Source organism: Methylobacterium sp. WL64, from assembly GCF_008039945.1.
Lineage (GTDB): Bacteria > Pseudomonadota > Alphaproteobacteria > Rhizobiales > Beijerinckiaceae > Methylobacterium.
The window spans coordinates 1-1,502 of record NZ_VRVA01000278.1 but is presented as its reverse complement, the minus strand read 5'-3'; the positions used below and the strand labels follow the sequence as shown (position 1 = coordinate 1,502).

Genomic DNA, 1,502 nt, shown 5'->3' with positions numbered 1-1,502 from the left:
ACTACGTCCGCACCGCCCGTGCCAAGGGCCTGCCGGAGTGGATCGTGGTCGGCAAGCACGCCCTGCGCAACGCGCTGATCCCGCTCGTCACCATGGTCGGACTCCAGTTCGGACAGCTCTTCGCGGGCGCCATCCTGGTCGAGACCGTGTTCGCTTGGCCGGGACTCGGCCGCCTGACCTTCGACTCGATCCTGCGGCGCGACTACCCTACGCTGCTCGGCATCCTGTTCTGCTCGGCGCTGTTGGTCGTCGCCGCGAACCTTGTCACCGACCTCCTCTATCGCCTGATCGATCCGCGCATCCGTGCCGGGAGGCCCGCATGAACGTCGCCGCCGCGACCGGCTCGACCTTGCCATCGGAGGCGACGTGCCCCGAGGCGGCCCCGCCGATGCCGCGCCCGGCCGTCACGCCCGGGCTCGCCACGCTTTACCTGTTCCTGCGCAACCCCAGCGGCCTCCTCGGTCTCGCCATCCTGCTCGGCCTCCTGTTCGCCGCGCTGGTCGGACCGCACCTCTACGGGGTCGATCCGTTCGACATCGTCGGCGCCCCGTTCCAGCCGCCCGGCGGCGATCCGCTGCTCGGCACGGACTACCTCGGCCAGGACATCCTGGCGGCCCTGCTGCAGGGCGGTCGCGCGACCCTGCTGGTCGGTTTCTCCGCGGCCCTGATCACCGTGGTGATCGGCGTGACCTTCGGGGCGCTGGCGGGCTTCTTCGGAGGCCGGACCGACACGCTGCTGATGAAGGTCACCGAATTCTTCCAGGTGCTGCCGACCCTGCTGTTCGCGATGGTTCTGGTCACCCTGTTCGGCCAGAGGATCGCCATCACCACGATCGCGATCGGGATCGTCTCCTGGCCGCCCACGGCGCGGCTGACCCGGGCGGAGTTCCTGCGCCTGCGCGGCCTCGACTTCGTCAAAGCCGCGCGGGCGGCCGGGGCCGGACCGCTCTACCTGATCGGCCGGGTGATCCTGCCGAACGCCGCACCGCCGATCGTGGTCTCGGCGACGCTGGCGATCGGCACCGCCGTGCTGTTCGAGGGGGCTCTGAGCTTCCTCGGGCTGGGCGACCCCAACGTGATGAGCTGGGGACTGATGATCGGCCAGAACCGCGCCTACGCCCTGGAGGCGTGGTGGACGGTGCTGCTGCCCGGGGCGGCGATCTTCCTCGCGGTCCTCGGCGTCAGCCTCGTGGGCGACGCCGTCAACGACGCGGTCAACCCGCGCCTGCGCAAGCGGAGCTGAGCGATGCCTCCCGTCCTCGCAGTCGAAGACCTCACCGTCACCTTGCGGCAGGCCGGAGCCAGCGTGCCGGTGCTGGAGCACCTGAGCTTCTCCGTCGAGGCCGGCCGCACCATCGCGCTGGTCGGCGAATCCGGCTGCGGCAAGAGCATGACCGCGCTGGCGATCATGGGCCTGCTGCCGGAGGGATTCGCCCGTGCCGGCGGTCGCATTCGCCTCGCCGGGGAGGATCTCGCGGCGGCCAAGCCGGCCCGGCTGCGGG

At 71.0% G+C, this 1,502-nt stretch carries 3 protein-coding genes; all 3 read left to right on the top strand.

The genetic code is table 11. The annotated features are described in order from the left end of the window. A partial coding sequence (locus FV242_RS33845) for an ABC transporter permease (protein WP_147942020.1) occupies window positions 1–323 on the top strand: 323 nt, incomplete at its 5' end. A gap of 65 nt (window positions 324–388) precedes the next feature. Further along, entirely contained in the window at window positions 389–1,243 is an 855-nt protein-coding gene (locus FV242_RS33840) for an ABC transporter permease (RefSeq protein ID WP_147942021.1), read from the top strand. 3 nt (window positions 1,244–1,246) lie between these two features. Continuing rightward, on the top strand, window positions 1,247–1,502 hold a 256-nt coding region (locus FV242_RS33835; protein WP_147942019.1), incomplete at its 3' end, for an ATP-binding cassette domain-containing protein.